Source organism: Thalassospira sp. CH_XMU1458, from assembly GCF_037027205.1.
Lineage (GTDB): Bacteria > Pseudomonadota > Alphaproteobacteria > Rhodospirillales > Thalassospiraceae > Thalassospira > Thalassospira tepidiphila.
The window spans coordinates 917,047-929,659 of sequence record NZ_JAYMDW010000002.1; the positions used below are offsets into that span (position 1 = coordinate 917,047).

Annotated in this window: 11 protein-coding genes; all 11 read right to left on the reverse strand. The window is 55.9% G+C overall.

The features are described from left to right. Window positions 1-37 precede the first annotated feature (37 nt). On the reverse strand, window positions 38-832 hold the full coding sequence (locus WBY09_RS11700; RefSeq protein WP_008891217.1) for a type III pantothenate kinase: 795 nt from the start codon (window positions 830-832) through the stop codon (window positions 38-40). A 43-nt stretch (window positions 833-875) separates the two neighbouring features. Next, window positions 876-1,634 carry a biotin--[acetyl-CoA-carboxylase] ligase gene (locus WBY09_RS11705; RefSeq protein WP_197147392.1) on the reverse strand — a complete coding sequence of 253 codons (759 nt, stop codon included), beginning with the start codon at window positions 1,632-1,634 and terminating at the stop codon, window positions 876-878. Between the two features lie 2 nt (window positions 1,635-1,636). Further along, window positions 1,637-3,076 (reverse strand): NADH-quinone oxidoreductase subunit NuoN, encoded by a 1,440-nt coding sequence (gene nuoN, locus WBY09_RS11710; RefSeq protein ID WP_232308431.1) that lies wholly within the window; start codon window positions 3,074-3,076, stop codon window positions 1,637-1,639. 11 nt (window positions 3,077-3,087) lie between these two features. After that, window positions 3,088-4,605 carry an NADH-quinone oxidoreductase subunit M gene (locus WBY09_RS11715; RefSeq protein WP_008891220.1) on the reverse strand — a complete coding sequence of 506 codons (1,518 nt, stop codon included), beginning with the start codon at window positions 4,603-4,605 and terminating at the stop codon, window positions 3,088-3,090. A gap of 6 nt (window positions 4,606-4,611) precedes the next feature. Continuing rightward, window positions 4,612-6,615, reverse strand: a complete 2,004-nt coding sequence (gene nuoL, locus WBY09_RS11720; protein WP_336232774.1) for an NADH-quinone oxidoreductase subunit L — start codon at window positions 6,613-6,615, stop codon at window positions 4,612-4,614. A 7-nt stretch (window positions 6,616-6,622) separates the two neighbouring features. Then, window positions 6,623-6,931, reverse strand: a complete 309-nt coding sequence (nuoK, locus tag WBY09_RS11725) for an NADH-quinone oxidoreductase subunit NuoK (RefSeq protein ID WP_007089416.1) — start codon at window positions 6,929-6,931, stop codon at window positions 6,623-6,625. Then, window positions 6,931-7,539, reverse strand: a complete 609-nt coding sequence (locus WBY09_RS11730) for an NADH-quinone oxidoreductase subunit J (RefSeq protein WP_008891222.1) — start codon at window positions 7,537-7,539, stop codon at window positions 6,931-6,933. Before WBY09_RS11730 ends, nuoK begins: the two co-directional genes overlap by 1 nt. A gap of 83 nt (window positions 7,540-7,622) precedes the next feature. Beyond that, complete coding sequence (nuoI, locus tag WBY09_RS11735; protein WP_008891223.1) at window positions 7,623-8,111, reverse strand: NADH-quinone oxidoreductase subunit NuoI; 489 nt, start codon at window positions 8,109-8,111, stop codon at window positions 7,623-7,625. A 31-nt stretch (window positions 8,112-8,142) separates the two neighbouring features. Beyond that, window positions 8,143-9,156: an NADH-quinone oxidoreductase subunit NuoH gene (nuoH, locus tag WBY09_RS11740; protein ID WP_008891224.1), complete on the reverse strand. Its 1,014-nt coding sequence runs from the start codon at window positions 9,154-9,156 to the stop codon at window positions 8,143-8,145. An 87-nt stretch (window positions 9,157-9,243) separates the two neighbouring features. Beyond that, entirely contained in the window at window positions 9,244-11,304 is a 2,061-nt protein-coding gene (nuoG, locus tag WBY09_RS11745; protein WP_336232775.1) for an NADH-quinone oxidoreductase subunit NuoG, read from the reverse strand. 27 nt (window positions 11,305-11,331) lie between these two features. Then, window positions 11,332-12,612 carry an NADH-quinone oxidoreductase subunit NuoF gene (nuoF, locus tag WBY09_RS11750; RefSeq protein WP_008891226.1) on the reverse strand — a complete coding sequence of 427 codons (1,281 nt, stop codon included), beginning with the start codon at window positions 12,610-12,612 and terminating at the stop codon, window positions 11,332-11,334. Window position 12,613: the final 1 nt, after the last annotated feature.

Here is a 12,613-nt window from a genome sequence, read left to right on the forward strand (position 1 = left end):
ATGCGGGATAATCGTTCCCCTTGCGTCACGCAAGTCTTTATCCTGTAGGGCGTTCGGTCTGCTGGCTGTTGCGACGATAGATCATCAACAAACCCAGCATGGTCAGATCACCATGCAGATATTCAATTTCATCAACCGCCTTGGTAAAGAGCGGCGCAAGCCCGCCGGTTGCCACGACTTTCATCTGGTCGACATTTTGCTGTTGGCGAATACGCGCAAGCAACCCTTCGATCATCGAGACATAGCCCCAATAGACCCCTGACTGCATGGCTTCGACCGTGTTTTTGCCCACCACACTGCGCGGGGCTTCGATTGCGACCATCGGCAACTGGGCCGCGGCCATATGCAGGGCCTTGATCGACAGGTTGACACCCGGTGCAATCACACCGCCAAGGTAATCACCATTGCCATCGACCACGTCAAAGGTCGTGGCCGTCCCGAAATCAAGCACCACCAGCGGCCCGCCAAACAGTTCGTGGGCGGCAATCGCGTTGACAAGGCGGTCAGCGCCCACCTCGCTTGGTCGGTCCATGATGATTTTCATATCAAGATTGACCGCAGGATCCCCGACAACCATCGGTTCGACGTTGAAATAGCGGCGACACAGGGTCTTGAGGCTGAATTCCGCAGCCGGAACCACAGTGGCAATAATCGCCCCCGTAATCGCATCCTTGGGCACGCCAGACAGCGTGAAAAGATGGTGCAACCACACGCCCAACTCGTCCGCGGTGCGTTCGGTGGTGGTGGAACAGCGCCACTGGCCCTTGATGGTATCGCCATCAAAAACCGCAAAGACGATGTTGGTGTTCCCGGCGTCAATCGCAAGCAACATGATGCTTACAAGCCTCCGCTACAAAGCAAGCTATTTCGTTATATCAGGCGGCAAAGAACACTTCGCCAGCCCCGATGCGGTGCTCAAAACCGCTGTCTTCTCTTAGGATAAGTTCGCCCCCCTCATCAAGCCCGACGAAAGTTCCCTGAAGTTCGCGTTCGGTCAGACGGGCGACAACCGGTTTGCCAATGCCATATCCGCGCGCCAGCCAAGCTTCGCGGATCGGTGCAAAACCGTCCTGTTCCCAGATCGGCAACCAGTGCGCAACGCGCGCAACATAAGTTGATATCAGATCCGTAACCGAAACCGGTGCCCCCAACGCCGCCAATGAGGTTGCCGGGCGTTCGGAATCGTCGGGGAAAAAGGCGACATTTACCCCTGCCCCGATCACAAGATAATCGGTTGCGGCCCCCTGATTGGAGGCACTTTCTAGCAGGATACCGCAAATCTTGCGATCATTGACCATCAGGTCATTGGGCCATTTGCAGTCCGGGCGCACCATACCGCCGGTGACGGTTTCAACCGCCTCGGCCATGGCAACAGCGATCAGGAAGGTCAGACGGGCGGCTTCGGCCAGTGAACAGGTCGGACGCAGCAACAGCGACGAATACAGATTACCCACCGGTGACGACCAGGCACGGCCACGGCGGCCCCGGCCAGACGTCTGGGTTCTGGCTATAACAAGGGCGCCACTTTGGGCGCCCTTGTCTGCGAGGCGCTTGGCCTCTTCATTCGTGCTGTCGACCGCTTCCAGTTCGTGAAGGGTGAAACCTTCGGGAAGACGGATCGTTCGCAATGCCATTCTTACATCCCAAACAGCGATGCCGCGGCAACAGCTGCGCTATCCATCAGCGGGTTCGGGAAGAAGACGAAGGCCAGGATGATGATCGTGGCAACCGCCATGATGACATTCATCTCGGTACCATTGCGATCAAAGCCTTCGACCGGCTCGTCGAAATACATGACCTTGATGATACGCAGGTAGTAATAGGCACTGACGACCGAGGTCACGAGGCCAATTACTGCAAGCGTCACAAGACCGGCATCGACGGCTGCCTTGAAGACATAGAACTTGCCAAAGAAGCCAGCCAGCGGCGGGATACCTGCCATCGAGAACATGAAGATCGCAGTGATCGCAGCCATCAGCGGCTTGGTTTTCGCAAGACCGGCAAGATCGGTGATTTCCTCGTTCATGCGGTCGTTACGACGCATGCACAGGATGACGGCAAAGGTGCCAAGGTTCATGACAAGGTAGATACCCAGATAAACCAGAACACCAGTGACACCTTCCTGCGTGCCTGCGGCCAGACCGACAAGTGCGAAACCAACGTGACCGATGGACGAATAAGCCATCAGACGTTTGATGTTTTCCTGACGAAGTGCGGCAAACGAACCAACCGCCATCGACAGGATGGAGATCAGGACAATGATCTGCTGCCAGTCTTCGACAGCACCGCCAAACGGACCAACGGCAACGCGGATGAACAGCGCCAGACCGGCAATCTTCGGGGCAACAGCAAAGAAGGACGTGACCGGGGTCGGCGCACCTTCATAAACGTCCGGGGTCCACATGTGGAACGGAACAGCGGAAACCTTGAAGCACAGACCGGCAAAGATGAAGGCCAGACCAACCAGCGCACCCAGCGGCAGTTCACCACCGACAAGCGTATTGCCCAGAACGGTGAAGTTCGTGGTGCCGGTAAAGCCATAGACCATCGACATGCCATACAGCAGGATGCCCGAGGCGATCGACCCGAGGATGAAGTATTTCAGACCCGATTCCGTCGAACGCACGGTGTCACGGCGGATGGCCGCAACAACATAAAGCGCAAGCGACTGCAGTTCGAGGCCAAGATACAGCGACAGCATATCGGTTGCCGATACCATCGCCATCATGCCAAGCGTGGCAAGAGAGATCAGGATCGGGAACTCGAAGCGTGCCATGTTTTCACGCTCGGCAAAGTTCATGGCCATGATAATGCCGGTTGCAGAACCGATCAGGATCAGGACCTTGCAGAACTTGGCAAACGGATCAGCACTGAACTGACCAAAGAATGCCGAACCACCATCACCCATTACCACCAGTGCGATGGTAATGACCTGGGCAGCAACTGCCAGCCAGGATACGGTGCGGAAGGATTTGTCCTTGCCGGCGAAAACCCCAAGCATCAACAGCGCCAAGGCAGAAACTGCCATAAACATTTCGGGCAGCGCGGCCCCGAGGTTGAGCATAGAAACTCCCATGTTCATTCCCCTCAATTCGCAGCCAGCTGGGCGGCTTGTGCCGCTGCAGCCTGGGCCGTTTCGACCTGGTTGACGAGGTTCTCAACCGAGACATGCATGATGTCGAGGAAGGAGACCGGATAGACCCCCATCCACAGAACGATGATCACCAGCGGTGCAAAGATAATCCATTCACGCGGGCTCAGATCGAGGATGGTTTTCAGGTTCTCTTTGGTGAGTGCCCCGAAAATAATCCGGCGATAGAGATACAGCGCATAGGCCGCACCAAGGATCAGACCAGTTGCCGCAAAGAAGGCGACCCAGGTGTTGGCTTCGAACGCACCCAGAAGTGCGAGGATTTCACCAACGAACCCGCCCGTACCCGGCAGACCGACCGATGCCATGGTGAAGAACATGAAGATCAGTGCGTAGCTCGGCATACGGTGGACAAGACCACCATAGGCGTCGATTTCACGGGTATGGATACGGTCATAGACCACACCGACACACAGGAAGAGTGCACCGGAAACCACACCGTGGCTGAGCATCTGGAAGATCGAACCTTCGATACCATGCTGGTTAAAGGTGAATGCACCGATGGTCACGATCCCCATATGGGCGACCGACGAATATGCAATCAGCTTTTTCATGTCCTGCTGCGCAAGGGCGACCAGCGACGTGTAGATGATTGCAACAATCGACAGCGTGAAGACGAGCGGTGCGAAGGTTTCAGATGCCAGCGGCATCATCGGCAGCGAGAAACGCAGGAAACCGTAACCACCCATTTTCAACAGCACACCAGCCAGGATCACAGAACCAGCTGTCGGTGCTTCAACGTGGGCATCGGGCAGCCAGGTATGGACCGGCCACATCGGCACCTTGACGGCAAACGATGCGAAGAAGGCCAGCCACAGCCAGAGCTGCATATTATAATCGAAGCCGTATTCCATCAGGGTCGGGATATCGGTGGTGCCCGCTTCGAAATACATCGCAAGCAGTGCCACCAGCATCAGGACCGAACCAAGAAGGGTATAAAGGAACAGCTTGAATGCCGCATAGACGCGACGCTGACCACCCCAGACGCCGATGATGATGAACATCGGGATCAGGACGCCTTCAAAGAACAGATAGAACAGCAGACCGTCAAGGGCACTGAACATGCCGACCATCATCGTTTCAAGAACGAGGAAGGCGATCATGTATTCCTTCACGCGCTTCTGGATCGCTTCCCATGCCGACAGGATACAAATCGGTGTGAGGAAGGTCGCAAGCAGGACGAAGAGAACGGAAATACCGTCAACGCCCATGTGATAGGAAATGTTCAGACCCGGCATCCAGTCCGCCTGCTCGACGAACTGGAAATCTGCGGTCGTTGCATCGAAGTTCACCCACAGCATCAAGGATACGAGGAATGTGAACCCCGAGGTCCAAAGCGCAACCCAACGGGAATTGCGGGCAACAGTCGCCTCTTCACCATTGATCAGCAGCAGCAGGGCTGCACCGACCAGCGGCAGGAAAGTGACGATCGAAAGAATTGGCCAATCACTCATCGCCCGTTAACCCATCTTCCAAATTGTGTAGGAGACCAGCGCTGCAATGCCGATCAGCATCGCAAATGCATAGTGATAGACGAAACCACTCTGAATGGCGCTGACGCGACGTGCGATGTTACGGCAAGCAGCTGCCACACCATCCGGACCGCAACCATCGATGATGGCACCATCCCCTGATTTCCAGAAGCCATAGCCCAAAGCAAAGGCCGGCTTGACGAAAATCTTGTCATAAAGCTCGTCGAAGTACCATTTGTTCAGCGCGAAGCGGTAAACACCGTTGAAGGTGTTGGCCAGCGTGCGCGGAAGCGACGGGACGAGCTTGTACATGACAATCGCAAGCGACAGACCAGAGATCATGGCAACAAACGGTGCCCATTTCACCCAACCCGGAACATGGTGTGCATTTTCCAGAGCGTTGTGACCTTCGGCCATGAAGAGTGCGCCATTCCAGAAGGTCAGCATTTCTTCAAAGTCGCCGCCACCGAACCAGTCCTTCGCGAACCAGCCGGCAAAGACAGCACCGACGGTCAGGAACAGGAGCGGACCGGTCATGATCGCCGGGCTTTCATGCACGTGCGCCATGGTGCGTTCATCAGCGCGCGGAGCGCCGAAGAAGGTCAGGAAGATCAGACGCCAGCTGTAGAACGAGGTCATCAGAGCCGCAAGGATACCTGCCCAGAACGCATACAGGCCAACGCCGGTATGTGCCCCATAGGCGCTTTCAAGGATAAGGTCCTTGGAATAGTAACCCGCAAAGCCCGGAACACCGGTAATCGCCAACGTCCCGATCACCATCACAGCAAAGGTCAGCGGAACCATTTTGGCGATGCCGCCCATCTTGCGCATGTCCTGTTCATCAGACATGGCATGGATGACCGAACCGGCACCAAGGAACAGAAGCGCCTTGAAGAAGCCGTGTGTCATCAGGTGGAAGACACCTGCCGAATAGGCCGACACGCCGCAGGCAAAGAACATATAGCCCAGCTGCGAACAGGTCGAATAGGCAATGACGCGCTTGATGTCGTTCTGAACACAGCCGATGGTGGCCGCGAAGAACGCGGTCGACGCACCAACGATGGTCACGATCATCAGGGTGGTTTCAGCATATTCAAAGATCGGCGACAGACGCGCGACCATGAACACACCGGCCGTCACCATGGTTGCCGCGTGAATAAGGGCGGAAACCGGGGTTGGGCCTTCCATTGCATCCGGAAGCCAGGTGTGCAGACCAAGCTGTGCCGATTTACCCATCGCACCGATGAACAGCAGGAAGCAGGTGATCTCGAGTGCTGAGAACTCATGGCCCAGGAACATCAGGGTCGTGCCCGCGACTTCTTCGGCATTGCCAAAGATGACGTCGAACTGAACGCTGTCGAACAGGACATAAACCGCAAAGATACCAAGGGCAAAGCCGAAGTCACCGACACGGTTGACGATGAAGGCTTTCATCGCAGCAGCCGATGCCGACGGTTTGGAATACCAGAAGCCGATCAGAAGGTAAGACGCCAGACCAACGCCCTCCCAGCCGAAGAACAGCTGGATCAGGTTGTCGGCGGTAATCAGCATCAGCATCGCAAAGGTGAACAGGCTGAGATACGCCATGAAGCGCGGCTTGTCCGGGTCATGCGACATATAGCCGATGGAATAGATATGAACCATCGAGGACACACCGGTGACAACAATCAGCATCACACAGGTCAGCGTATCAATACGCAGCGACCAGGACGCATCAAAGCTGCCCGAGGAAATCCAGGTAAACAGTTCAATCACAACCGGGTTGCCACCCAGGGCAACATCGACAAAGGCAAAGATCGAAATCACAAAGGCAATCACGACACCGGCAACGGTGACCAGCTGTGCCAGACGATCAGACGAGGACACACCATGATGGTGATGACCATGGCTGTCATGCGGGGCATCCTTTGCGGTCGACATGGCGCCGACCAGCGTGATGGCCCCGGCAAGGATTGCCGCGATCAGGGGCAGGAATACAATCAACGGATACATATCTGCCTTACCCCTTCATCATGTTGATGTCTTCAACCGCGATGGTGCCGCGGTTACGGAAATAGACGACCAGGATCGCCAGACCAATTGCCGCTTCAGCCGCAGCAACCGTCAGAACGAAGATGGTAAATACCTGTCCGACGAGGTCGCCGAGGAACGACGAGAACGCGACCAGATTGATATTGACCGCCAGCAGCATCAGCTCGATCGACATCATGATGATGATGACGTTCTTGCGGTTCATGAAGATGCCGAAGATCCCGAGTGTGAAAAGGATCGCCGCGACGGTCAGATAATGTGCAAGACCGATTTCCATCAGATCCCCCTTCCGACCGGAACTTTTTTGACTTCAAGCGTATCAGCGCGGGTACGCTTGACCTGCTCGGAGATTTTCTGACGACGGACACCTTCACGGTGACGCAGTGTCAGGACAATTGCGCCAATCATCGCAACAAGCAGAACCAGACCAGCCGCCTGGAAGATGTATGCGTAATCGGTGTAGATCAGTTGACCGAGTGCTTCGACGTTGGTCAGACCTGCCGGTGTCGGCTGCGCGAGAACCGCGACCGCCTCATCCGTAAGGGTCCAGCCAGCGCCAACCAGTGCCAGTTCGACAAACAGAACAACCGCGATCAGAACGCCGATCGGCAGGTAGTTCAAAAAGCCCTGACGCATTTCGACAAAGTTAATGTCGAGCATCATGACGACGAACAGGAACAGGACTGCAACCGCGCCGACATAGACGACGACCAGCAGCATGGCGAGAAACTCGGCACCCAGCAGGACGAAAAGTCCGGCTGCGTTAAAGAATGTCAAGATCAGCAACAGTACCGAATGCACCGGGTTGCGAACGGTCACAACCGCAGTCGCGGACAAGACCGCGACGGTAGCAAACAGGTAAAAAGCCAAAGCCTGTACGACCATAAGGTACCCCCTTGGCGAACCGTTGCTGCCCCAATGGCTTACAACGGCCCATGAACTCTCTTTCTAACGATCAGACGCGACACTTACCGATAAGGTGCGTCTGCCTCCAATCGTGCAGCAAGCTCGGCTTCCCAACGCTCGCCGTTTGCCAGCAGCTTGTCCTTGTCATAGAACAGCTCCTCGCGGTTTTCGGTTGCGAACTCGAAGTTCGGACCTTCGACGATGGCATCCACCGGGCAGGCTTCCTCGCAGAAGCCACAATAGATGCATTTCGTCATATCAATGTCGTAACGCGTGGTACGACGCGAACCATCGTTGCGCGGTTCGACCTCAATGGTGATGGCCTGTGCCGGGCAAATGGCTTCGCAAAGTTTGCAGGCGATGCAACGCTCTTCGCCGTTCGGGTAACGGCGCAGTGCGTGTTCGCCACGGAAACGCGGGCTCAGCGGACCTTTTTCGTACGGGTAGTTGATCGTCACCTTGGGCTTGAACATGTATTTCAAGGTGAGCGCCATTCCCGAAACGAGTTCCGCGAGCAGGAAGCTCCGGGCCGTCCGATCAATAAATGACATCGTTTACCTCTCTCTTTCCGATGCGCGGCGATCAGGCCGGGACCTTGTCAAAAACAACGAGGAACGTGGCAACCAGCATGACCCATGCGAAGGACAGCGGCAGGAAGATTTTCCAGCCCAGACGCATCAGTTGGTCATAACGGTAACGCGGGAAGGTTGCACGGACCCACAGGAAGATGAACAGAACGAAGCAGATCTTGATGATGAACCAGATTGCGCCCGGGATGAATTCGAGGAACGGCAACGGCGCGCTCCAGCCACCCAGGAACAGAATGGCGCACAGGCCACTCATCAGGATCATGTTCGCGTATTCACCCAGGAAGAACAGCGCAAAGGTCATCGCCGAATAATCGACGTTATAACCCGAGACCAGTTCGGCTTCCGCTTCGGGAAGGTCAAACGGCGCGCGGTTGGTTTCTGCCAGAATGGATACGATGAAGACGATGAACATCGGGAAGTGATAAACGAAGTTCCACTCCCAGATACCACCGACCTGCCCGCGGACAATGTCGCTGAGGTTCAGCGAACCGGTCGTCAGCAGGACCGAGATGATGATCAGGCCAATCGAAATCTCATACGAAACCATCTGGGCGCCGGAACGCAGCGCACCAAGGAAGGCGTATTTGGAGTTCGATGCCCAACCGGCCATCACGATACCGTAAACACCCAGCGAAGAAATCGCGAAGATGTAAAGAATACCGACATTCAGATCGGCCAGAACCATGCCCTCGTCGAACGGAATAACCGCCCAGGCAATGATTGCCAGAATAAAGGTCAGCATCGGGGCGATGATGAACACGCCCTTGTTCGCGCTGCTCGGAATGATTGTTTCTTTCAGAAACAGCTTCAAACCATCGGCAAGCGGCTGCAGAAGGCCAAACGGCCCCACAACGTTCGGGCCCTTACGGAGCTGAATAGCACCGATGACCTTACGCTCGGCGTAGGTCAGATAGGCGACAGCACCCAGCAACGGCAGAACAATCGCCAGAATTTTGGCGACGATCCAGACGAGCGGTTCAATATATCCGTCCCAAAGAAGTTCCATCGGTCAAACCGTATCTTTTGCGTTTCGTCCCAAAATTGGGACACCCCCTTGCGGGATGAGCGACGATCAGATCGTCGCTCCCCTTACTCAGGCAACCTTCTCGGCAGCCGCATCCTTGACAAAGGCCTCAGTACATTTGGCCATCGTCACCGAAGCACGGCTGATCGGGTCGGTCATATAGAAATTGCGAACCGGCGATACGAAGCCATCAGACTTCATGTCACCTGACACACCGAAATCGGTCCATTCTGCCTTGGTCGGAATATTCAGCGACGCAAAGGTCGGGCTGAGTTCCACCATACGCGAGCGAACGGCATCGATATTGTTGTATGGCAGGGTCAGATCCAGCGCACCGGAAAGTGCACGGACAATCGCCCAGTCCTCACGCGCGTCACCAACCGGGAAGATCGCACGCCAGCCCTGCTGGGCGCGGCCTTCGGTGTTGACATAGGTGCCATTCTTTTCGGTGTAAGCAGCCCCCGGCAGGATCACGTCGGCTGCCTGCGCACCGGCATCACCCATTGCACCCTGGTAAATGACAAATGCCTTTTCCAGTTTGCTCATGTCGACTTCATCGGCACCGAGAAGATAGACAACCTCGATATCGCCTTTGGCGGCACCATCGAGAATGTCATTGGTTGCCAGACCGCCCTCACCCGGCACGAAGCCGAGATCAAGACCGCCAACACGTGATGCCGCGGTGTGCAGAACGTTAAAGCCGTTCCATTCACCGGAAACCATGCCGTATTTCTCGGCAATGGCGCGGGTGGCAGCAAGAACCGCGTCACCGTCTTCACGGTTCAGCGCGCCCATGCCGACAATGATCATCGGCTTTTCAGAAGCCTTGAGAACCTTGGCGAACTCGTTCTTGCCATCCAGGATTTCCTGAAGGGTTTCCGGGCCGGCACCAAGATAATCGTTCTTGTAGGTCGGATCCCACTTTTCACCAATGATGCCGACTTTGAAATCGCCAGCGGTCGTGCGCCAGCGTTTGCGCAGACGGGAATTGATGATCGGCGCTTCGGCACGGACATTGGCACCAACGATCAGGCATGCATCTGCCTCGTCAATACCGGCAATCGTGCTGTTGAAGATATAGGAGGCACGCGGGCCACCGATCTTCGATCCGTCCTGACGGCAATCAAGGTTCGGCGAACCAAGCTTACCCATCAGATCTTTCAACGCGGTCATCGATTCACAATCGACCGTGTCACCCGCAAGAGCGGCAATTTTCTTGCCATCCAGGCCAGAAACCTTTGCCTTGATCGCAGCAAATGCTTCGTCCCAGCTTGCCGGCTGCAGCTTGCCATCCTTGCGAACATACGGACGGTCAAGGCGCTGACGTTTCAGGCCATCAATGGCGTAACGGGTTTTGTCCGAAATCCATTCTTCGTTGATATCTTCGTTGGTGCGCGGCAGAACGCGCATCACTTCGCCGGTACGGGCATCGATACGAATGTTCGAGCCAACCGCGTCCATGACATCGACGCTATCGGTTTTCTTGAGCTCCCACGGACGCGCGGTAAACGCATACGGCTTGGAGGTCAGCGCACCGACCGGGCACAAGTCAACCAGGTTGCCTGAAAGCTCGGAATTGATGGAGGCTTCGATATATGGTCCGACTTCGGTGTCCTCGCCACGGTAGACAGCACCCATGGTGCCGACACCGGCGACTTCCTCGGAGAAGCGAACGCAACGGGTGCAGTGGATGCAACGGGTCATGATCGTTTTGACGATCGGGCCCAGTTCCTTGTCCTTTACCGCACGTTTCTTCTCGGCGTAACGTGAAGAGTCAAAACCATAGGCCATGGCCTGGTCCTGAAGATCACATTCACCACCCTGGTCACAAATCGGGCAATCCAGCGGATGGTTGATCAGCAGAAATTCCATCACGCCGTTGCGTGCCTTTTTCACAAGGTCGGAATCGGTTTTGATCACCATTCCATCTGCCGCAGGCATGGCGCAGGATGCGACCGGTTTCGGCGCACGTTCCATTTCCACCAGACACATACGGCAGTTGCCGGCGATTGACAGGCGTTCGTGATAGCAGAAACGCGGGATTTCCTTACCGGCCTCTTCACAGGCCTGAAGGACTGTCGCCCCGGCTTCTACTTCAACTTCAATACCGTCAACTGTTAGTTTCGGCATGTCTCAATCCCTCTCAACAGGCCTCTCTCAGGCCGCGATCCGTGCGCGATATTCCTTGATCCGACGTTCCATTTCGGGACGGAAGTGACGGATAAGGCCCTGAATCGGCCATGCAGCAGCATCGCCAAGCGCACAAATGGTGTGGCCTTCGACCTGTTTGGTCACATCCCACAACAGATCAATCTCATCGAGCGTGGCTTCGCCGCGAACCATGCGCGTCATCATGCGCATCATCCAGCCGGTACCTTCACGGCACGGCGTGCACTGGCCACAGCTTTCATGCTTGTAGAATTCCGACAGACGCGCGATCGCGTAGACAATGTCAGTTGACTTGTCCATGACGATGACAGCAGCGGTCCCAAGACCGGAGCCGACTTCACGCAGGCCATCAAAGTCCATAAGAACGTCATCACAGACGTCTTTGGGCATCAGCGGAACAGACGAACCGCCCGGAATAACCGCAAGAAGGTTGTCCCAGCCGCCGCGAACGCCGCCGCAATGCTTTTCGATCAGTTCCTTGAGCGGGATGCTCATGGCTTCTTCGACAGTGCACGGCTTTTCGACGTGACCGGAAATGGCAAACAACTTGGTGCCGTGGTTGTTTTCGCGGCCAAAACCGGCGAACCACGAACCGCCACGACGCAGAATGGTCGGAACAGCCGCAATCGATTCAACGTTGTTGACCGTGGTCGGGCAACCATAAAGGCCTGCGTTCGCCGGGAACGGCGGTTTCAGGCGCGGCTGGCCTTTTTTACCTTCCAGGCTTTCGATCAGGGCGGTTTCTTCGCCACAGATGTAAGCACCAGCACCAAGATGCAGGTAAAGGTCAAAGTCCCAACCAGAACCACAGGCGTTTTTACCGATCAAACCGGCTTCATAAGCCTCGTCAATCGCGCGCTGCAGGTTGGATGCCTCGTGATAGAACTCACCACGGATATAGATATAGGCCGCATGCGCATTCATCGCGAAGCTGGCCAGAAGGCAACCTTCGACCAGGGTGTGCGGATCATTGCGCATGATTTCGCGGTCTTTACAGGTACCCGGCTCGCCTTCGTCGGCGTTCACAACCAGGTAGCTCGGACGACCATCAGATTCCTTGGGCATGAAGGACCATTTCAGGCCGGTCGGGAAGCCAGCGCCCCCACGACCACGCATACCGGATGCTTTCATCTCGTCGATGATCCAGTCGCGGCCTTTTTCGATCAATGCCTTGGTACCATCCCAGTTACCACGGGACTGCGCGCCTTTAAGGCCGAAATCCTGGAAACCATACAGGTTGGTAAAGATACGATCCTTATCCTGCAGCATA